Here is a 19,770-nt window from a genome sequence, read left to right on the forward strand (position 1 = left end):
GCGCTCGATAACTAACCCGATCCTCGCCGAGGGAGTGCGTATGTGGCCATGGGAACACGCCCTTTTCGCCTACCTGCTGTACTCGCTCGCCAGCCGGCTCTGGCTGCGCCGCGCACCCTCGGCGCTGCCCGTGCTGGTGTTGGTCGTCGCCTCGAGCGGCCCCGACCTGATCGATAAGCCACTGGCGTGGCAGTTCGGAGTCTTCTCGAGCGGGTACGCGATCGGCCACTCGGTCTTCTTCGCCGTCCCGCTGGTGGCCGTCGTCGGCCTGCTGGCGTGGAGCGCGGACTGGTCCGGCGTCGGCCTTGCCTTCGGGATCGGGTATCTCTCGCACCTCGTCGGAGACCTGCTCCCGATCTACGCCGAGGAGGGTGAGTTGGCGCTGTACCCGGTCATCTGGCCACTGGGTGAGCGTTCGAGTACCGACCACAGCCAGGGGTTTCTCGACCGCTTTTTCGAACTGTTCGTCCCGTACTCCCGGGAGTTCGGGACACAACTCCTCTCGATGGAGTTCTCCGCGTACACCGTCTTCCAACTCGGGATCGCCGCCCTGGCGGTTTCCCTCTGGCTGCTCGACGGCGCACCCGTCCTCCGGGAGGGGTACCTAAAACTCCGGGCCCGCCTCGCACCTGACCCCACACGAACCGCAGATTAGGTACACCGCGCGATGGCCTCGCGCAGGGTCATGACGGTGATACCGCGCTCGTCGACCCACGAGAGCGTCTCGCGGATGCGGTCCTCGGTGACCTCCCCTTTGAACGTGTGCGCGCCGAGGACGCCCAGCGCCCCGCGTTCGGCGATTTCGTTCAAATCTCGTTTGACCGATTCGCGGTCCGTGTACTCGATGAAGTAGTCCCGGCGTGTCGCGTAGGGATCGAAACCCTCGGGATCGTTCACCCGTTTGCCGTGGCGGGCGTTGGCCACCCCCGAGTAGTACTCGCTGGCGAACTTCCGCGAGTAGTCGTCGAAGTTGTCGTAGGGCGCCAGCAGCGTCTCGACCTCGAAACCCATCCCTTCGAGGGCGTGTTTCGAGTCGGCGAGCGAGGCGCGCATCTGTTCTTCCGTGTAGCGCACCACCGTCTCGCCGGCGAGACACCGGCGGTCGATGGGCTTGTCGACCTCGACGTATCGACCCATCCCGTCGCTTCCATAATCGGCGACCGCCCGGGTGAACGTGTGCTCGTCGGAGGTGAATTCGATGGTCTTGCCGCGGTGGTAGCCGTGGCGGATCTCCTCGGGGTAGATCCGCTCGGCACCCGGGGCGGCATCCTCAACGAGTTCGAACGTCCCGAGGGTGGTGTGCTCGCTGGTGTGGGAAGCGATCTCCCAGCCTGCATCCACTAGCTCCTCGAGGTGTCCGATATCCATACAGCCGCTCGATTGGTAGTCCTCGCGGCCGATCCATTCGCTGACGATCCCGACGGTCGCGGGCGCGTCGAACGCCCGATGAGCGGGCAACGCCTGGGTGTAGTCCTCCATCGGGCCGTCGTCGTAAACGAACACCACTGCTCCCCCTTCAGACAATCCGGGAGGTTCCGTGGATTCCTCGTCTGTCTCGTCTCGTTGCTCGGCCTCCTCGGGAGGCGATCCGTCGTCCGGTGGCGTCCACTCTCGTTCCTCGGCGAGACAACCGGCGAACGTGAGCGCACCCACGAGACCGCCGTACCGAAGCACTCGCCGTCGGCTGATAGGAGAATCGTTTGACACGTCGATAGAGAGCGTCTCAGAGACGGTCAGTATGGTCCGCTTGACACTACATTCCGTTCGATCGAAGGTTCTGGGCGCCAAGGAGGTCGGTGGAACTCCCGTGGATCGAACGTCTACACGAGGCTCGGAACCAGCGGTCCCGGCCGCACCCGGTCGCGGAGCCACACTCGCCGGCGTCCGTGATCGATTCTCGTGGAGTGTTCACGTATCGAACCCGGAAGACGTCCCGTCGGTTCGGGTCCCTTGATCAGCCCGTTCGACCGGCGTGCAGGCTGACAGGGTGATGTCCCACAGTATCCGTCGTTCTCGGGAGCGGCGAAACCAGCCGGATCGGCCACACGGATCGACCAGCTACCCGAACATATCACCCGATTCGAGTAGTCGATCGACCAGTAGCGGGTGGACGAATACGGATCGAAAGCGAACCGGTGATCGAGGCGTTCGCCGGTCTCCTGTCGAGGCTGTCCGGTCTCGACCGGCGATCGGAATCCGATCGAGGGATCCAGCGGCAATCGGTTTCCTCGATTCGGGTATCGCGACCGAAAAAAGGTGTAGCGGACGGTTTCGTGTGGGCTTCAGTCGTCGTTGTGTTTGTTGTCGTCGTCCTCGACCTCGCCGTTGTGGAGATCGTCGTCGGGACGCGAGATGTGGAAGTCGTCCTCGTTCTCCTCGAGCGGGACGACCGCCGCGATGTCCGTGGGGCGCTCGGGACCTGGCGGGGCGAACGAGCCGTCGTTCGGCGCGCCGACCTCGTCCGAATACGCCGGATCCTCGTCCTCTTCGTCGAAGAAGTCCCACTCCTCGTTCTCGTTGCTGTCGATGTGTTGCAGCGAGACCAACACGGCGGGCTCGGGCAGCCGATCCACGTCGTCCGGGACCGCATTGAGCTCCTTGACTTGGAAGATCGGGACCTTGACGTTCTGATGGAGGCCCTGCTCGAGGAACTCCGAGTAGCCGATGATCGTATCCGCGGCGTTCTGCGGCGTCCCGTCCTCCTCGTTGATGAAGCCCACGTCCGCGATCCCCTCCTCGGGGCGCGCGAGGTGGACCGAGACGAAGCCACCCTCCTCGGTGGTGATGTTCGCCTCGTCGACGATGACGTAGGTACCGTCCGTGACTTGGCTGCTAAAACGGCTGTACGCGAGGCCTTTGCCCTCGCCGAGCGGGCCCTCGGGGCGCTGATGCTCACTGGGCGTGTACTCGACGTCGTCGTCGTCCATTGCGCTCACACTGCCCGCGAACCCGAGGGCCGCGGCCGTCCCGCCGAGGGCCTGCAGTACGCGTCGCCGCGAGGAACCGGCGGTTCGTGGTTGTTCTGGGTGCGATGCGGAGTCGTCGGTCGTGATTTTCTCTGAGTCGTCTGACATCGTGTCCTCCGATACTGGTACCGCTTCCAGCACTCCTGTCCACTCGCGACAGCCCGATTGTAATTGGTCGCCTAGCAGGACACCCCCGTCGGAGGGTGCGTAGCGCGCGCTTACCGGGACGTACTCGGAACCGACCCCCGCCGACACGCCATCAGGTCGTCCCTACTGGCTGTCCGACGACCGTGACGGAATCACCTGTCTCGACGGACGAACGCCGCGTGTTCGGGAGCGTCGTGCCGGCCCGGTCGAGCCCGAGACGGACAGGCAAGGGGGTTGTCATGTCCCCTCCAGTCTTTTCAGTCGAATATCACATACGGTCGTTCAATCGGAAACTTCCGTCTCACGACGGCCGTGAGTCACACTCACCCACCACCTCGAACAGTGCAGAGATCGGGTATCCTGTCCCTTCGACCGTCGACGAGGGGTAAGACGGGGGTCGTCGTCATCGGCGGGTGCTGTGAGTCGGTGGGTGTTGCTGTAGGTCACGGGAGCCGTGGACGGATGGAAGAACAGAAAAGAAAGTCGATAGTTCACTCTCAATAACCACTACGAGAACGCCGTTCTCTTCTCGAACCGTCAGGTTATTCGTAGGACATGCAATTATGTTTTCGAGCGAGTTCCGCTCCCGTCGGTCGATTACGATAGAACAGGTTTCCTCTACTAGATGGTGTGGACCCGAATAATCCAGCCCCGGGGTTTATATCCGTCCACCGACCGATTTTGACTCGACCATGAGCGCAGATGTGAAGAGCGACCGACCGACGGACGCCGAGATTCCGTTCGTTGTGTCCATTCAAGATAGACTCCGGAGAACGGATCGAGCACTGGAGTCGTGGCTCGCAGCCCACGGTGTCACGTTCCTCAGATACGCACTCGCGATGGTGTTCTTCTGGTTCGGCATCGTCAAGCCCTTCGGTGTGAGCCCCGCCAACCCGGTCGTCGAGACGGGGATTTTCTTCCTCCCGTTCGATATCTTCTTCCCGGTTCTCGGCTGGTGGGAGGCCGCCGTCGGCGTCGGCCTCCTCTTCAAACGAACGATCAGGTTCGCCGTCTACCTGATGGTGTTCCAGATGCTCGGAACGATGATCCCGCTGTTCAGCGCCCCGTCAATGACGTTCTCGCAGTTCCCGTTCGTCCCAACGGCGATCGGGGCGTACATCATCAAAAACTGGGTGCTGTTGAGTAGCGGTCTCGTCGTGTTAGCCAAAGTCGATCTGGAGGACGACCAATGAGCCTGAAATCCGACGATACGCTGAACCGAACCACACGACAGAGCATGGCTGAGTTCGGCGCGGAGATCGAACGGACGTTCCTCGCGTTCGTCGAGGACCACAGCCTCACGATGCTGCGGTACGCGCTGGTGGCCGTCTACGTCTGGTTCGGCCTGCTGACGATGACGGGTACGAGCCCGACCGCGGGACTCGTCGCCGAGATGTTCCCGTTCGTGCCAACCGAGGTCTTCCGGCTGGTGCTGGGCGGCTGGGAGGTCACAGTCGGCCTCGCGCTGTTGTCCCGGCGGACGCTCCGGCTCGCAGTGATCCTGCTGGCGTCCCACGCGGCGGTCGTCATGCTGCCGCTTGCGGTGTTCCCGGCCCAGACGTTCTCGTACTTCCCGTACGGGCCGTCGTTCGAGGGCGTCTACATCATCAAGGATTGGGTGCTGTTGGGCGCCGTGATGACCGTCGGCGGGTTCGTCGGGAGGAACGACTGAGCGTGCCCGGCGAGTAGACGGGGTGGGCCGGTATCCCGATTACAGCCGGGAGGAAAGCGGTTCGCCCTGTTTTGCGGCGACCTCGGACGACGATCGGAGCGATTCGAGCGCCTCGACGCCGTCGTGGATCGTCGCGACCTCCTCGCCGTCGCGGTGGGGATAGACCGCTTCGAGGCTCCCGTCCCCGTCGTAGACGGCGAGACACAACAACGGCAGGACGACGACGCTACCCCGCCCGCGTTCCTCCTCGAGGAACGACTCGGCCTCGCGCCACTCGAAGGCGGGCGTGAGTGAGCAGTCGTTTCGACGCGCCCAGTCGGTGAACTCCTCGACGGTCTCTCGGACGTCCGGCCCGTCGGTTCCATCGACGGTCCCGACGGACCTCCCCCACGCGTCGACGTCGAGGTCGGTGAGCGGCCCGTGTTCGACGAGCGTTCGGAGCCGCCCGATGATCTCCTCTTGTGTCCCGTTGATCCCGTACGGGGCGAGCGTTCGGAGCCGTAACACTGCTCGGCACGAATCGTGGCTCTCCATGGCGTCTTCCACGATGAGAGCGACGTAGTTAACTATAACTCAATTGATCAGATATGTTGAAACGACGGTGGGTCGATCCCGACTAGTAGGCGAACCGACAGGCGGTACGTTTACGTGACAGCGGGTCAACTAGTCCGACGATGGACCCTCAGACAGATCGATCACGACCAGTCGCCCCGCTTCCCGCCGAGCTCGGTTCGTCCGGCGCGAAACTCGTCTATCTCTATCTGAAAGTCGAGAACGAGGCGACGATCGACGAACTACAGGCCTCTCTCGGGATGCGGAAGGTCACGCTGTATCCGCTCCTCCGGACGCTTACGCACACCGGCCTCGTCGAGAAGGTCGAAACCCGGTACGTCTGTCGACGCGAACACAACACCTGACTCCGATCCGAGGCCCCGCTTTCGGATCGATTATCCCCAGTTGCTCGGGTCGATTTATAACGAAAATCTATGGTATTATCGACTCGTCCCGGAATTCTTAAGCGATTTCGACACCTATTAGATAGTAGATGAAACGGACGTCTTCCCACGAGACCGACCAGGGACTCTCGACGGACCGAATCGAGTACTACATGCCTGCGACGCCACGACTATCGACTGAAGCGGGGCCCATTGAACGGTTCATTGGATCACTCTTCCGGAGACGGGGCGGGGTTCGACCCGCCCCGAGACGGGATCGATAGCCCCTGGAAAGCCGAGAAGCCGGTACGAGGACGATTCATCGACGACGTCCTGACCGGCGGCGGATCGACGGATCGGAAGGACACTTTTGCTGGCGACGACACGGTGATAAAGGAATCGAAACTCGAACTGGGTGAGACGGGACGCTCCCGTGTGAACGTGTGCCAGAACATTGCCATGTGTCGAGTTCTATCGTGACACATGAAATCGAATCGCCATTTCGAGAAGCGCGGTGCCGTCCATTGATGCGTGCACACAATCGATCGTTCGGTGAGCCGAAGACGCGGACATCCGATTCACGGTTCCGGGCCGGTTCCATCGGTGACACATTCTCTCGCGGCCGCGGTCACCGTGGCGATCGTCGTAATCGCTGTTCGATTCGACCGAACTGGCCCGCTCGCGAATCCTCCACGATACCGTGGTTGATACGCCTGTCGACCGTTACACCGTTCGTTCCCTACTAACAGCCGTATATCCGTAAACAATACTGGTGTAGCGAGCATGTATGTCAAACGTGCAGTAACGGCGTTCGACATCTCGAAACCGTCCCATTGAAACGATCCGTAACCGACCGCAGTGGCACAGGTAGAGCGAGGGACTCGCAGCAGGGTTCCGCACAATCGAACGAACCCGTCGTTTCCTACGACGACTTGACTCCCTCCATCCGGAGAGACGTGACCGGAACGTTCGAGGACCGGACGACACGCTCGGTGACGGTTCCCAACAATCCGCCGAACTTCCCCCGATAGCCGGCAGTCATGACGATCAGGTCGATGTCCGCTTCGTTGGCGTAGTTGATGATCTCCTCGTGTATCGCACCCTTCTCGATCGCGGTGACGCACTCGACGCCGGCGTCGGCGGCCCTCGCGCATAGTTCCGTGGTGACCTCCTCGCCGTACCGCCTGTACTCCTCCTTCATCTCCTCTTCGTCGCCGTAGATGTACGGCGTCCGAGGGGCACCCGGCAGGTCCATGACGTACAGCGCGTGAACCGTCGCGTCGATCATGGCCGCGAGTTCGATCGCGTGCTCGGCCGCCTTCTCCGATTTTCGCCCGCCGTCGGTCGGGATCAGGATGCGGTCATACATACGTTAACACACCAATAGGTGCTCTACCTCCGCGATCAGTAATAGTGTTTCGGAAGCCACGACCGGACGGGATCACACCCCCACACAGCGGCTCCAACCCACCGGATACGTGTGTTTCGGCCGCTTCGTCGTCTCCCTATCTCGTCTCGTGGACAACACTTATTATGACTAATGAGAATAAGTGGACAGGGGTCCGATCATGATAGTCGATAGCAATCACGGCGAGTTGGATCCAATCGACCGATCGTCCGCGGGAGTCGAATACGTGAACGTCGGAACGAACCGAGGATCGAAGCGGCCGACGGGGACGGAGCGAGCGGCGTGACGAACGAACGGGTGCGATCTCACCACGAGAAACAATGATACCACATACCAGTCTACGGAAACGGGTGCGAGAGTCCAGCGGGGGAACAGTCCATGCCTGACGAAGACGCGACAGAGCTTCGACAGGACGTCTTCTACGCCGACACCGACAGGGAACCGGGGGACGGGAACGTTACCAAGTGGGGGTTCGACGTTCAGCCCGTCGTGTTCGGTATCTCCGCCGGAGTGATCCTCCTGTTCGTCGTGTTGACCCTGTTGTTCCAGGAGCAGGCGGCGGCGGTGTTCACATGGACGCAGGCCGGTATCGCCGAATACCTCGGCTGGTTCTACATCCTCTGTGCGAACGTCTTCATCGTCGTCGTACTGTACTTCGGTCTCGGGAAGTACGGCAAGATCCGGATCGGCGGCCCGACCCAGGAGCCGGAGTTCAGCGACTTCTCGTGGCTGGCGATGCTCTTCAGCGCGGGCATGGGGATCGGCCTCATGTTCTGGAGCGTCGGCGAGCCGATCTGGCACTACAGCGCACCGCCTTTCGGCGAGGCCGAAACGGCCGCCGCCGCGGAGACGGCGATGGTCGTGACGTACTTCCACTGGGGGATCCACCCGTGGGCGATCTACGGGCTGGTCGCGCTCGGGCTGGCGTTTTACGCCTACAACCGGGGGCTACCGCTGACCTTCCGCTCGCTCTTTTGGCCGCTGCTGGGCGAGCGGATCTACGGCTGGCCCGGACACCTCGTCGACACCCTGGCGGTGTTCGCGACCCTGTTCGGCCTCGCGACGTCGTTGGGACTCGGTGCGGGCCAGGTCAACGCCGGCCTCAACGTCGTTTCGGGCGAGTTCCTCGGCACAGCTGTTCCCGTCGGGACGGGCGTTCAAGTGGTACTGATCGCGATCATCACCGCCTTCGCAACCGTGTCGGTCTGGGCGGGGCTGGACAAGGGGGTCCGTCGCCTGAGCCAACTGAACGTGTATCTCATGTTCACCCTACTCGGGGCGATCGTGATCATCGGTCCGACGCTCTTCATCTTCGATACGTTCGTCCAGAGCCTGGGGGCCTACGTCGCCAGGGTCCCCGGACTGGCGTTCTGGACCGCGGGCTACGAGGGTGGCAGCGACGGCTGGCAGGCCGCGTGGACCATCTTCTACTGGGGCTGGTGGATCGCGTGGTCGCCGTTCGTCGGGATGTTCATCGCCCGGATCTCGAAGGGGCGAACCGTCCGCGAGTTCGTTCTAGCCGTGTTGATCCTGCCGGCGATGTTCTCCTTCATCTGGATGTCGGCGTTCGGCGGCACGGCGCTGCACTTCGAACTGTTCACCGAGTCGTCCATCATCCAGGCGGTGCAGGCCGACGAAGCGGTCGCGATGTTCGAACTGTTCGCGCTCCTGCCGCTGGCGATCGTGCTGTCGGTGCTCGCCATCGTCCTCGTCGTCTCCTTTTTCGTGACCTCCTCGGATTCCGGTTCGCTGGTGCTCGGCAGCATCACCGCCGGCGGGAAGGACGACGCCACCCGGAACCTGCGGGTCTCCTGGGCGATCTTCGAGGGAATCGTCGCGGCCGTGTTACTGATCGGGGGCGGTCTGGGCGCGCTCCAGACCGCGGCGATCGCGACCGGCCTCCCGTTCGCCGTCATCCTGCTTTTCATCTGTTATACGCTTTGGGTGGGCCTCGCCCAAGAACACCGATACCTCCAATCCAGGGAGGTCAAGAACTGGCTCGACCGACTGGAGGAGGACGACGACGGGTTCGGGATCGGACTACAGCCCGCGGACAGCGACGACGACTGACCGCCTCTCGCCAGTCGGATCCGGCGCGGTGGCGGGCACGGATCACTCACCGGCTAATTCTGCCGTTCGGCCGCGAGAACGACGTTTTCGAGCAGCGACGCGATCGTGACCGGGCCGACGCCGCCCGGAACGGGGGTGATCGCGCCTGCCCTCTCCTTCGCGCTCTCGAACTCGACGTCGCCGACGACCTCGACCCCGTCGTCGATGACCCGCCGGTTCGCGCTCACGTCGACGACCGTGACACCCGACGAGAGCATCGAGCCGTCGACGAGTTCCGGCACGCCACAGGCGGTCACGACGACGTCCGCCCGCCGCGTCTTCGCCGCGAGGTCCTCGGTACGGGAGTGACAGACGGTCACCGTGGCGTTACCCCCTGTTGTGTTCCGAAGTAAGAGGTTCGCAAGCGGCTTGCCGATCACGGTCGATCGGCCGACGATCACGACGTCCGCCCCTTCGACTCGGATTTCGGAGGCCGCGAGCAGGCGCCGGACGGCGGCGGGCGTCGCCGGGACGAACCGCGGGTCGCCGAGGACGAGCCGACCGAGAGTCTCGGGGTGGAAACAGTCGATGTCCTTGTGTGGGTGGAGTCGTCGTCGGAGGTCGGCCGTCGCCACGTGAACCGGGAGCGGGGCCTGGACGAACACCGCGTCGACCTCGGAATCGGCCGACAGACGGTCGAGTGCCCGCCGGAGCCGTGCCGAGGGCTCGTCGGGATCGAGGCGGACGTCCCGGGTCTCGATCCCGATCTCGTTGCAGGCGGCGTGCTTCAGCTCCACGAACCGCTCGTCGTCCGGATCGTCGCTCATCAGCACGGTGGCGAGGGTCGGTACGACGCCGCGGTCGGCGAGGTCGTGGACCCGCTCGGTCACCCCCGCTCGGAGCTCCGCCGCGACCGGCTCGCCGCGCATCAGTTCCGTCGGCACGTCCGGAGTTCGGGTGCGACTGACTTGTAGCTTCCCTGTAGCGGCCTCGATACCCCCCGAGCCATTTTCCCATCACGCCGGGGACTGCCGGGAGCGTTGGAGCGCTCCGCTACAGCCGCTCGTCGAGAAGGCGCTCGCGCCAGTTTTCGGTGTCGGGCACCTGATTGAACGTGTAGATGTGAACGCCGCGGATGTCGTAGGCTGGGTCATTGACGTAGGGCGCGAGCCCCTCGATCAGCTCGTCGGGCGTGTAGACTCCGCGCGAGCCGATCAGCTGGCGGACGAACCCGACGACGCTCGTCGTCTTTCGGAGGAACTCGATCGAGTCGCCGACGCCGACCTTCTTCGAGATGCCGATGAGGCGCTGGTAGCTCAGCACGCCGGGGATGCCGACCTCGACCGGGAGTTCGATCCCTCGATCCCGGATCTCGCCGACCCATTCCACTACTGCCTCCGGGTCGTAACAGAGCTGCGTGACGATATACGTCGCATACGGCTCCTTTTGTGCCATCGCCCCGGTGAGCGTCTCCTCGGAGAGAAAGGCGTGGCCCTCGGGATACCCGGTGATGCCGATCTCCTCGAACGGGTGGTTCAGTTCGTCGAGCGCGACGAGCAGGTCGTGGGCCGACTCGAACTCGCCGACCGGCTCCTCGCGGTCTCCGCCCGGAACGAACAGGTCGGTGACGCCGGCGTCGGCGAGGAGGTCGACGACCTCCGCGAGGTGCTCGCGATCCCTGACGTAGCGTGCGGCGATGTGGGGGACGATCTCGTAGCCGGCGGCGGCACCCTTTTCCGTCCATTCGAGGGTCGCCTCGAGCCCGAGTGTCGGCGAGGTGGTGATCGCGATCGTCGCCCCGTCGGGCAGATGGTCCATCTGTTCGCCGAAGCTGTCGAACGGCATCAGCTCGTAGCGCGGCTCAGAGAGCAGTTTCGGCACGCCCTCGACGGCCCCGCTGGAATCCGGGATCAGCGACATGGTATCCGGTGGTTCCTATGGACCCATCGGTCCTGAACCCCTTGATCCGAACCCGTCTGCGGTCGGTCCGGATCGCTCTCGGAACGGCTCACTCCGCCGCGTCCTCCTTCGCGTGCAGTTTGGCCTGCTCGCGGGCACTCGGGTTCACGGAGGGCTTGAACGGCACCTCCGAAACCGTCGCGTAGACCGGCTCGCCGGGTTCCTCAGCATACTCGTCGGGCAGGTGGACCTCGAACTCGATGTCGGCGTCGGCGTCGTAGACGCTGTCGTCGAGCGGGACGCCGAGGTCCTCTAACTTCTCGGCCGGGACGTGCGCGAGCGCGAGGTTGGTCTCCAGTTCGGGGTTGTACCACGGCGAGGTGACGTAGCCACACTCCTCGCCCGTCTCGGGGTCCGAGACGATCCAGAAGTCCGGCGCGTAGTCCCTGATGGGTTCGCCGGCCATCTTCAACCCGACCATCTTGAGGGAAAAGGGGTACTCGCCGTCCTCGATCAGTCCTTTCTGGCGTTCGAGTTCCTCCTTGCCGATGTACTCGCCCTCTTTGTCGTCGGGGATCTGATAGCCGAGGTTGACCTGGAACGGCGAGGTCTCGTGGTCCATGTCCTGACCCCACGAGAGGATGCCCGCGGCGATGCGCCGGTGGTGGGCGGGCGCGACCTGCATCCCGCCGTGGTCTTTCACTGCTTCGTGGACGGGATCCCACACCGCCTCCGCGTTCTTGGAGGCCTCCCGGACGTAGATCTCGAAGCCCTTCTCGCCGGAGAAACCGGTCTGGCTCACCAGCACCGAACACCCGTTCACTTCGGCCTCCATCAGGCCGTAGTACGGGATCTCTGTTACTTCTTCGCCCACCACGTCGACCATCACGTCGACCGAGCGCGGCCCCTGGATCTGCATCGGCGCGACGTCGATCTCGTCGATCTCGACGTCGAAGTCCATCCCGACGTTCACGCCCTGAAGCCACTGCATCAGGGTCGAATCCGAGATCGAGAACCAGAACTCGTCCTCGCCGGGACGCAACAGGACGGGGTCGTTCAGGATGCCGCCGTCCTCGTTACAGAGGATGGCGTACTTCCCCTTCATCACTGCTATCTCGGTCGCATCGCGCGTGATGACGTAGTCAACGAGGTCCTCGGCCTCGGGGCCTTTCACCCGGATCTGGCGCTCGACGGCGACGTCCCACAGCGTCACCCGGTCGACCAGCGCCTCGTACTCCGTCATCATCCCGCCGTCCTCGGGTTCGACCATCCCCCGCGGGTGGTAGAGCCGGTTGTACACCGTCGCCCGCCAAGCGCCGTTCTCGTTGAACGACTTGTGGAAAAAGGGCGATTTCCGTACCCGCGTCGAGACCAGCATCTCGATGCCCGGATCGCCCGACTGGCGCAGGTTCCTCGGCAGCGTCCGATCCGACTGATCGACGCTCGGGTGGTTGGGGTGTGCCTGCTCCTCTCGCTGTGGCGGTTCGTTTTCCGACATGACAACAGATGACGTACCCCACGAACATAAAACAGAGGGGTCCGGACGGTCCGTCCGCGCACAAGGACGGCGTTCGACTCGAATCGGGATCCGAGACGGTCGTCAAACCTCGCGATCCGTGTGGATCAACCCGACCTAGAACAGCCCGGAGATGGTGCCGTCCGGGTCGATGTCCATGTCGGCGGCGGCTGGGTCGGCGGGCAAACCGGGAAGCGTCAGCACGTCGGCGGTCAGCACGACGAGGAAGCCCGCGCCGGCGGAGGGATAGATCTCCTTCACCTCGAGGGTCCAACCCTCGGGTGCGCCCTTCAGACTCGCGTCGTCGCTGAGCGAGTGAAACGTCTTGGACATGCAGATCGGAACGTCGTCGAAGCCGAGATCCGCGAGCCGTCGGATGTCGTCCTCCGCGTCGCCGTGGTACTCGACGCCGTCGGCGCCGTAGATCTCGGTCGCCACGGTCTCGATCTTCTCCTTGACGGGGGCGTCGAGGTCGTAGAGCGGCTCGAACGTCGAATCCGCTTCAGCGGCCTCGACGAGCTCCTCGGCGAGATCGATCCCGCCCTCGCCGCCGTCGCCGAAGACGGTGGATTCGGCCACGCGAACCCCGAGGTCGTCCTCGCAGTGCTCGAGGACGGCCTCGACCTCCCGGTCGGTGTCACCGGGAAAGCGGTTGAGGGCGACGACGACCGGCACGCCGAACTTCCGGAGGTTCCCGACGTGGGCATCGAGGTTCTCGAACCCCTTGCGGACGCTCTCGACGTCCTCCGCGTCGAGGTCTGCGAGGTCCGGCGGCCACATCTCTTGGCCGTGGTACTTGAGCGCGCGTACCGAGGCGACGAGCGTGACGGCGTCGGGCTCCATTTCTCCGAACCGACAGACGATGTTCATGAATTTCTCGGCGCCCAGATCCGATCCGAATCCGGCCTCGGTGATCAGGTACTCCGAGAGGTGTGCGGCGACCTCGTCGGCGATCAGCGAGTTCGTGCCGTGGGCGATGTTGGCGAAGGGGCCCCCGTGAACGAACGCGGGCGTCCCCTCGACGGTCTGGACGACGTTCGGCTTGAGCGCGTCCTTCAACAGGATGGTGACGGCACCCGTCGCGTCGATGTCGTCGGCGGTGATCGGCTCGCCGTCCTCGTCGTAGGCGACGATGATGCGGGCGACGCGCTCCTTGAGGTCTTTGACGCTGTCGGCGAGACAGAGGACGGCCATCAGTTCGGAGGCGGCCGTCAGGACGAACCCGTCCTCGCGCGGCACGCCGGTGACGTCGCCGCCCAACCCGATCACGGTCTCGCGCAGGACGCGGTCGTTCATGTCGATCGCGCGCGGCCAAGTGACCCAGTTTACCGCGACGTCGAGTTCGTTGCCCTGTTTGATGTGGTTGTCGAGCATCGTCGAGATCAGGTTGTGCGCCGAGGTGAGCGCGTGGAGGTCGCCGGTGAAGTGGAGGTTGATGTCCTCCATCGGGAGCACCTGCGAGTAGCCTCCACCCGCGGCACCGCCCTTCACGCCGAAGACCGGTCCGAGCGACGGCTCGCGGATCGCGATCAGCGCCTCCTTCCCGATCCGGTTGAACGCCTGTCCGAGCCCCACCGTCGTCACCGTCTTTCCCTCACCCAACGGCGTCGGCGTCATCCCGGTGACGAGGACGAATTTCCCGTCGGCCTCGCCCTCCGCGCGGAGCCGCTCGATCGCCTCGAGTTTCACCTTCGCCGTATGCTCGCCGAACAGTTCGAGGTCCTCACGATCGAGCCCGAAGGGCTCGACCACGTCGGCGACGTGTCGCTTCTCGGCGGACTGTGCGATCTCGTAGTCGGTCGGTATCGACGGGGCGCTCCCTTCTGAGTCGGTCATCTAGGCGGGACCGTTTCCGCGGTATCGTGATAAGTGTTGCCGTGATTGGATTTCACACGGTGACGCCGTGCTTGTCGAGGTGTCCTCAACCCGCAGGCCTCACGTCACGCGGAGGTGGTCGTCCCGGGGCTCGTACAGTTCGCCGCCCATCCGGAGTCCCTGGATCGCGTTTACCGTCTGGCCGATCGTGGCTCCCCGTCGGCTCGCGGCCGCGGTGACGATCCCGATCGGGACGCCCTCGGGGAACCGCCCTTCGAGCGTCCGGATTACCGTCCGGAGGTCGTCGTCCGTGACCGCCCCGAGGCCGTCGACGTCCGCACGCTCCCAGTCGACGTCGTGGCCGGTGATGGCGGCGTGACGGCGATAGAACGCCACCGCCTCGTTGGGCGTCTCGATCGCCTTTCGCAGTTCGCAGTCGGGACAGACGACGACCGAACCGCCCCGTTCCCGTCGCTCCGGACTGTCGGCGCTCACGGGCGAGTCACGCCTCGTAGGCCTCCTGGGCGAGCCGATGGAGTCGGTGGACGGTGTGTTCGTTCGGCCCGAGTTGGCCCTGAGCGAGCGCACCGGACGTCATCCCCTCGTACTGTCGCTCGACGAGTTCGAAGTCCTCCTCTTGGAGCTGGCGGCTCAGCTGAACGAACTCCTCTTCCTCCGCCGAGAGGTCGGGGCTCTCGAAGTAGTAGTCGGCGATCAGCTGGAAGCGGCCCTCGTCGATCGGGTCGATGATGTAGGTGCCGTAGCCGTCGGCGTTCCCGTACATCTGGACCGTGAAGTTCGGCCAGAAGTAGTAGAACCGGGCCTCGCCCTCGACCAGCGCGTCGTCGGCCTCGACGCCCTCGTCGTGGGTGTAATGGAGGACCCAGTAGTGGTCGTCGACGACGAGTTCCGACTCAGTCAGCGAGATCCCCTTGATCCAGTCCTGGTGGTTGGCCTGACAGTGATCGCACTCGGAGTAATTCCCGCTGAAGGTCTTCCAGTTGCACTCGACCTCCGAGACGTACCGGCGGGCGTGCTCGTACTCACCGAGCGGGAACGATTCGAGTTCGTCCTTCAACGTACCGGCCTGCTCTTCGAGCGCCATCGGATCGTCGTCGAAGTTGACGAACAATAGCGGGCCGATCGAATCGAGATGGACCTCCAGCAACCCGTTTTCCTCCGGATCGAGCCGTGGGACATCGTCGTCCTCGAGATCGGGGTTCATCCCCGCGGTCTCGAAGCTCTGGGGCGTACTCCGGAGGTTTCCGTCGAGTTCGTACGTCCAGAGGTGATAGGGACAGCGGATCCCGTTGGCGTTGCCCGGATCGGTCATCGGGGTGTCCTCGACCATCTTCGAGCCGCGATGGGCACAGACGTTGTAGAAGGCCCGCACCTCGCGGTCCTTGTCACGGGTGACGATGATCCGTCTGTCCCCGATCGTTCGGGTGAAGTAATCGCCGGGCTCCTCGATGGTGGTCGCGTGGCCCGCGTACACCCAGTATCGTGAGAACACCTTCTCCTTTTCCATCTCGTGGACCGCCGGGTCCGTGAAGTACTTTGCCGGTAGCGCGTTCATCTCGTCGGTTATGTCGGGACTGACCGTTGCAGTCTGCTCTGTCCCGTCGTTCCACCGCGTCATACGTTACCTCGTATTTCACCCAGTCATAAAAAAGTTGGCGCTCTTCAACCGCGCCACCGGGAGGACACCACGGAGCGGCGCAATCCATCTAGTTCGGAATATTCGAACTCATGGTGTATCGGAAGGTACAGGCCGGACGAGGGCACCCATCTATTACAGTAGTACGAACGTAATCAACGGAGGGCGAGTCGGATCGTTTCCTCGATGGGGCGCCCGTTTGCGCCTGGTTTTCCCTCTCGAACCGGCGAGTGGAAGCAGATCGGTTCCGAACGGTCGACGTGTTTGACGATGTTCGACCGGAGCGACTCGGTTCGATATACCCGAACTATTTTGTATCCAGTCCGTGCGAACAGTACTATGACAACGGATCGCACTCGGGATGGGGTGAAGACGACCGAGCGGTCGTTCGAACTCGTCGAACACATTCAGCGCCGAGACGGGGCGACGCTCGCCGAACTCGTCTCGGAGTTCGGCCTCGCGAAGAGCACCGTCTACAAACACCTCTCAACCCTCGAATCCCATGGCTACCTCGAAAAGGAGGGCGAGCAGTATCACGTCGGCCTGAAGTTCCACCACCACGGCGAGTACGCCCGCCTCCGCAAGCGAGGCTACCGGTTGGCCGGACGGACGGTCCGGGATCTGGCCGAGCGGACGGACGAGGAGGCGGATTTCGTCGTCGAGAACGACGGGCGGACGATCACGGTCTACGAGTCCTACCACCCCAAAAACAGCTATCGGGAGGACCTGTTCGCCACCACCAGTGACCTCTCGCACTCGGGGACGTACTACCACATGCACTGTACGGCCGCCGGGAAGGCCCTGCTCGCGGAACTCCCCGACGACCGGGTCGAGGTCGTCATCGAGCGCTGGGGACTGCCCGCGCACACGGAGAACACGATCACCGACCGAACGGCTTTGGAGGACGATCTCTCGCTCACCCGCGAGCGGGGGTACGCCGTCGCCGAGGAGGAGTACGTCGACGGGCTGTGTGCGGTCGGCGTCGCCGTCTCGAACCCGGATGGATCGCCATTGGGGGCGCTCGGAATGTCGGTCCCGACCTACCGCCGCGAGAGCGAGGGCCTCGAGACGGAGGCGGCGGCGGTCGTCATCGAGGCCGCGCGCGACCTCGAGACCGCGATCGAAGCGGACGGCGGAACCGGACCCCGATCGTGATGCGTGTGACCGTGACACTTAATGTGCTGGTCCGACGACCCCAGTACGAACGATATGAGCGCCGAGTCACTCCCACCGGAAGCGGAGACCGTCATCGTCGGGGCCGGTTGCGTCGGCTGTAGCGCCGCCTACCACCTCGCCGAGCAGGGCCGTGAGGACATCGTCGTCGTCGATCAGGGCCCGCTCTTCGAGACGGGTGGATCGACCTCCCACGCCCCGGGACTGGTCTTCCAGACGGCCGAGAACGAACTGATGAGCCGACTCGCCCAGTACACCGTCGACCTCTACGGCGAATTAGACGGTTTTGCGGACTGCGGCGGCATCGAGGTCGCCTACACCGAGGAGCGCTTGGAGTACCTGAAACGAAAGCGCGAGTACGGCCGCTCGTGGGGGATCGAGGGCGGCGAACTGCTCTCGCCCGCAGAGGTCGCCGAGCGGATCCCGCAGATCGATTCCTCAGTAATCTACGGCGGCTACCACGTCCCCAGTGACGGCAAGGCCCACGCGGTCGACGCCTCGGCGGCGATGGCCCACGCGGCCGAGGATCGAGGGGCCGCGGAGTTCTACGGCCATACCACCGTCACCGATATCGAGACCGAGAGTGGAGAATTCGAAGCGGTCGTCACCGACCGGGGGCGGATCGAAGCGGAGGAAGTGCTCGTGGCGACGAACATCTGGGGGCCGCTGTTCGGCGAGATGGTCGACGTCGACGTTCCCCTCGTCCCCTGCGCCCACCAGTACCTCGTGAGCGAACCCCTTGACGAACTCGCGGGCGCGAGCGAGGAACTCGAACAGCCGATCCTCCGCCACCAGGACTACTCGCTGTATTTCCGCCAGCACGGCGAATCCTACGGGATCGGCTCGTACGACCACGAACCCCTGCTCGTGGACCCCGAGGACATCCGCGCACCCGAGGAGGCCGAGGAGATGCCCTCGATCCGGGAGTTCACCGAGGAGCACTTCTACGAGCCGACTCACCCCGATATCGACAAGTCGGCTTACGACGCCGCCCGCGAACTCGTCCCCGCCTTCGAGGACTGCGGGTTCGAGCGCGCCTTCAACGGGATATTCTCCTTTACCCCGGACGGCATGCCAATCCTCGGCGAGACCGAGGGGATCGACGGGCTGTGGTGGGCACTCGCGGTCTGGGTCACCCAGTCGGGCGGCGTCGGCAGCGTCGTCGCCTCGTGGATGGACGAGGGCGTTCCCCGGCTCGGGAACGAAAAGATCGACGTCAGCGGGGCGCACCTCGAACGGTTCCAACCCCATTCGGGCAGCCGGGCCTTCTCGTACGCCCGCGGCGGCCAGCAGTACCAGGAAGTGTACCAACTGATCCACCCGAACGAACAGCCCGTCGAGCAACGCGGGCTCCGTCGCAGTCCGTTCTACGAGCGCCAGAAGGAGTTAGGTGCCGAGTTCTACGAATCGGGCGGCTGGGAGGTCCCCCAGTGGTACGAGGCAAACGAGTCGTTACTGGAGAAATACGACGTGCCCGAGCGCTCGGGTTGGCTGGCGGAGGGGTGGTCGCCGATCCAGGGGGCCGAGCATCAGGCGGTGCGGGAGAACGTCGGGATCTACGACCTCTCGCGGTACACCGGTATCGAGATCGAAGGAGAAGGGGCGCTGGAGTTCGTCCAGCGGCTGTTCGCGAACGACCTCGATAGTTCGATCGGACAGGTGCGCTACACCCCGATGCTCGATCACGACGGCGGGGTACTGGCGGACATGGCGGTCACTCGACTTGGGGAGAACCGATTCGTCGCGACCACCGGCGGCGGGGCCTCCGCGACCGAGCACACCCGCTGGATCCGCGAGCACGCGCCCGAAGAGGGAGTTGATATCGACGCCCACGTCTCCGATCAGTGCGGGCTGGGCGTCTGGGGACCGAAGGCGAGGGAAGTGCTCCAGCCGCTCACCGACGAGGACCTCTCGAACGATTCCTTCGGGTACTTCCGCGCAAAGGAGTTCTACCTCGACTCCATCCCGGTGCTCGCGCTGCGGGTCTCCTATGTCGGCGAACTCGGCTGGGAGCTGTATGCACCCACGGAATACGGCGGGCGGCTCTGGGACCTGATCTGGGAGCAGGGCGAAGATCACGGTATGGTCGCACTCGGCAACGGTGCCTTCCTCGGCTCCCTTCGATTGGAAAAGGGCTACCGGCTGTGGGGCACCGACCTCACGCCCGAGCACGACCCCTACGAGGCGGGGATCGGTTTCGCGGTCGATACCGACACCGAGTTCATTGGTCGAGAGGCACTGCTGGAGGCGAAGGAATCGGATCTCGACCGGGAGATCGTCCCGCTGACGCTCGACGCAGGCGAGGTGATCGACGGCGGCAAGCCGATCCTCGACGGCGAGGACGTCGTGGGCCACGTCAAAGCCGCCGACTACGGCTACAGCATCGACGCGGGCATCGCCTACGGCTACCTCCCCCCCGAATTCGCCGAGACCGGCGTCTCGCTCGAAATCGAGTTCGAGGGCGAACGCTACCCCGCCACGGTCGCCGAGGAGCCGCTGTTCGACCCCGACCGGGAGAAGATCATCCGCTGAC

General features: G+C 64.0%; 18 protein-coding genes. 7 read left to right on the forward strand and 11 right to left on the reverse strand.

The features are described from left to right. Nucleotides 1–40 precede the first annotated feature (40 nt). On the forward strand, nt 41–655 hold the full coding sequence (locus HAPAU_RS10980; protein WP_066382545.1) for a metal-dependent hydrolase: 615 nt from the start codon (nt 41–43) through the stop codon (nt 653–655). Here the strand turns inward: HAPAU_RS10980 and HAPAU_RS10985 are convergent. The 3 genes from HAPAU_RS10985 to HAPAU_RS22795 form a co-directional block, all read right to left on the reverse strand. After that, nucleotides 652–1,674: a polysaccharide deacetylase family protein gene (locus HAPAU_RS10985; RefSeq protein ID WP_245634082.1), complete on the reverse strand. Its 1,023-nt coding sequence runs from the start codon at nt 1,672–1,674 to the stop codon at nt 652–654. The genes HAPAU_RS10980 and HAPAU_RS10985 overlap by 4 nt on opposite strands. 608 nt (nt 1,675–2,282) lie before the next feature. Further along, nucleotides 2,283–3,074, reverse strand: a complete 792-nt coding sequence (locus HAPAU_RS10995) for a DUF7282 domain-containing protein (protein WP_245634083.1) — start codon at nt 3,072–3,074, stop codon at nt 2,283–2,285. A 151-nt stretch (nt 3,075–3,225) separates the two neighbouring features. Continuing rightward, a complete protein-coding gene (locus tag HAPAU_RS22795; protein ID WP_281177883.1) occupies nt 3,226–3,354 on the reverse strand; it encodes a hypothetical protein in 129 nt (42 codons plus the stop codon). Nucleotides 3,355–3,805: 451 nt separating this feature from the next. Between HAPAU_RS22795 and HAPAU_RS11000 the strand changes: the two genes are divergently transcribed. Together HAPAU_RS11000 and HAPAU_RS11005 are read left to right on the forward strand one after the other, a co-directional pair. Beyond that, entirely contained in the window at nt 3,806–4,306 is a 501-nt protein-coding gene (locus HAPAU_RS11000) for a hypothetical protein (RefSeq protein ID WP_066382549.1), read from the forward strand. Beyond that, a complete protein-coding gene (locus HAPAU_RS11005) occupies nt 4,303–4,785 on the forward strand; it encodes a hypothetical protein (protein WP_066382552.1) in 483 nt (160 codons plus the stop codon). Before HAPAU_RS11000 ends, HAPAU_RS11005 begins: the two co-directional genes overlap by 4 nt. Nucleotides 4,786–4,824: 39 nt before the next feature. Here HAPAU_RS11005 and HAPAU_RS11010 read toward each other — a convergent pair whose 3' ends face one another. Further along, complete coding sequence (locus HAPAU_RS11010) at nt 4,825–5,319, reverse strand: HTH domain-containing protein (RefSeq protein WP_066382554.1); 495 nt, start codon at nt 5,317–5,319, stop codon at nt 4,825–4,827. Nucleotides 5,320–5,459: 140 nt separating this feature from the next. On the opposite strand from HAPAU_RS11010, the gene HAPAU_RS11015 reads away from it, so the two are divergent. Continuing rightward, the gene (locus HAPAU_RS11015; RefSeq protein WP_066382556.1) at nt 5,460–5,702 is read left to right on the forward strand and encodes a helix-turn-helix domain-containing protein; all 243 of its coding nucleotides are present in this window, start codon (nt 5,460–5,462) and stop codon (nt 5,700–5,702) included. A gap of 940 nt (nt 5,703–6,642) precedes the next feature. Here the strand turns inward: HAPAU_RS11015 and HAPAU_RS11025 are convergent. Then, nucleotides 6,643–7,089, reverse strand: coding sequence for a universal stress protein (locus HAPAU_RS11025; RefSeq protein WP_066382560.1), 447 nt, complete (start codon nt 7,087–7,089; stop codon nt 6,643–6,645). A 417-nt stretch (nt 7,090–7,506) separates the two neighbouring features. On the opposite strand from HAPAU_RS11025, the gene HAPAU_RS11030 reads away from it, so the two are divergent. Beyond that, nucleotides 7,507–9,198, forward strand: a complete 1,692-nt coding sequence (locus HAPAU_RS11030) for a BCCT family transporter (RefSeq protein WP_245634084.1) — start codon at nt 7,507–7,509, stop codon at nt 9,196–9,198. A 53-nt stretch (nt 9,199–9,251) separates the two neighbouring features. Here HAPAU_RS11030 and HAPAU_RS11035 read toward each other — a convergent pair whose 3' ends face one another. The 6 genes from HAPAU_RS11035 to HAPAU_RS11060 form a co-directional block, all read right to left on the reverse strand. Beyond that, on the reverse strand, nt 9,252–10,106 hold the full coding sequence (locus HAPAU_RS11035) for a bifunctional 5,10-methylenetetrahydrofolate dehydrogenase/5,10-methenyltetrahydrofolate cyclohydrolase (protein WP_066383238.1): 855 nt from the start codon (nt 10,104–10,106) through the stop codon (nt 9,252–9,254). A 124-nt stretch (nt 10,107–10,230) separates the two neighbouring features. Beyond that, nucleotides 10,231–11,097 carry a methylenetetrahydrofolate reductase gene (locus HAPAU_RS11040; protein WP_066382562.1) on the reverse strand — a complete coding sequence of 289 codons (867 nt, stop codon included), beginning with the start codon at nt 11,095–11,097 and terminating at the stop codon, nt 10,231–10,233. A gap of 88 nt (nt 11,098–11,185) precedes the next feature. Next, entirely contained in the window at nt 11,186–12,574 is a 1,389-nt protein-coding gene (locus HAPAU_RS11045) for a glycine cleavage system protein T (RefSeq protein ID WP_066382566.1), read from the reverse strand. A 135-nt stretch (nt 12,575–12,709) separates the two neighbouring features. Beyond that, nucleotides 12,710–14,428 carry a formate--tetrahydrofolate ligase gene (locus HAPAU_RS11050; RefSeq protein ID WP_066382568.1) on the reverse strand — a complete coding sequence of 573 codons (1,719 nt, stop codon included), beginning with the start codon at nt 14,426–14,428 and terminating at the stop codon, nt 12,710–12,712. Between the two features lie 99 nt (nt 14,429–14,527). Then, nucleotides 14,528–14,902: a hypothetical protein gene (locus HAPAU_RS11055; protein ID WP_066382570.1), complete on the reverse strand. Its 375-nt coding sequence runs from the start codon at nt 14,900–14,902 to the stop codon at nt 14,528–14,530. 7 nt (nt 14,903–14,909) lie between these two features. Next, nucleotides 14,910–16,046: an aromatic ring-hydroxylating oxygenase subunit alpha gene (locus tag HAPAU_RS11060; RefSeq protein ID WP_066382572.1), complete on the reverse strand. Its 1,137-nt coding sequence runs from the start codon at nt 16,044–16,046 to the stop codon at nt 14,910–14,912. Nucleotides 16,047–16,403: 357 nt separating this feature from the next. Here HAPAU_RS11060 and HAPAU_RS11065 point away from each other — a divergent pair, with 357 nt between their 5' ends. Together HAPAU_RS11065 and HAPAU_RS11070 are read left to right on the forward strand one after the other, a co-directional pair. Next, the gene (locus HAPAU_RS11065; RefSeq protein WP_066382574.1) at nt 16,404–17,219 is read left to right on the forward strand and encodes an IclR family transcriptional regulator; all 816 of its coding nucleotides are present in this window, start codon (nt 16,404–16,406) and stop codon (nt 17,217–17,219) included. 54 nt (nt 17,220–17,273) lie between these two features. Then, nucleotides 17,274–19,769, forward strand: coding sequence for a GcvT family protein (locus tag HAPAU_RS11070; RefSeq protein WP_066382576.1), 2,496 nt, complete (start codon nt 17,274–17,276; stop codon nt 19,767–19,769). Nucleotide 19,770: the final 1 nt, after the last annotated feature.

The sequence above is a fragment of the Halalkalicoccus paucihalophilus genome, assembly GCF_001593955.1.
In the GTDB taxonomy this organism is placed as follows: Archaea; Halobacteriota; Halobacteria; order Halobacteriales; family Halalkalicoccaceae; genus Halalkalicoccus; species Halalkalicoccus paucihalophilus.